1 protein-coding gene is annotated in these 419 nt (G+C 63.0%); it reads right to left on the reverse strand.

Features of this window, described 5'->3' with window-relative positions; genetic code table 11:
- Nucleotides 1-413, reverse strand: a 413-nt coding sequence (locus tag KIF87_RS23050) for a two-partner secretion domain-containing protein (protein ID WP_213330846.1), incomplete at its 3' end; no start/stop codon positions are given.
- Nucleotides 414-419 lie beyond the last annotated feature (6 nt).

Below are 419 nucleotides of genomic sequence, written 5' to 3' on the forward strand. Positions count from 1 at the left end.
ATGACGTTTGCCGCCTTACCGGCGACTTCCGTGTAGCCCTGCAGCTGCGAGCGGCTGGCGCCGGTGACTTCGTTGATGATGCCTTTCGCTTCCCGTCCGGCCTGCAGGTTGGGGTTGTTCTGGATAAGCCCGCCGAGCTGCGTCTGGGTTAAACGGTCCGTGCCGTTATTGAGGATAAGCCCCTCTTTGCCGACGTTATACTCACCGAACTGGTTATGCGAAATGCCCGCCCCGTTCGGCGTGGCAATGTTGACGACCGGCACCCCGTTCCCCGCCCGATCGACCGTGGTCTGCCCGGCCGGCGTAAGCGCCGCCGCGACGGCGGGTGCCATCGGCTGCCAGACCATCAGGCCGCAGACAATCCAGCTAATCAGACGCTGCGAGAAACGAACGGGTGGGTGACGGGTATCCATAGTCGT

The sequence above is a fragment of the Enterobacter sp. 120016 genome, assembly GCF_018383635.1.
GTDB classification, from domain to species: domain Bacteria; phylum Pseudomonadota; class Gammaproteobacteria; order Enterobacterales; family Enterobacteriaceae; genus Enterobacter; species Enterobacter asburiae_D.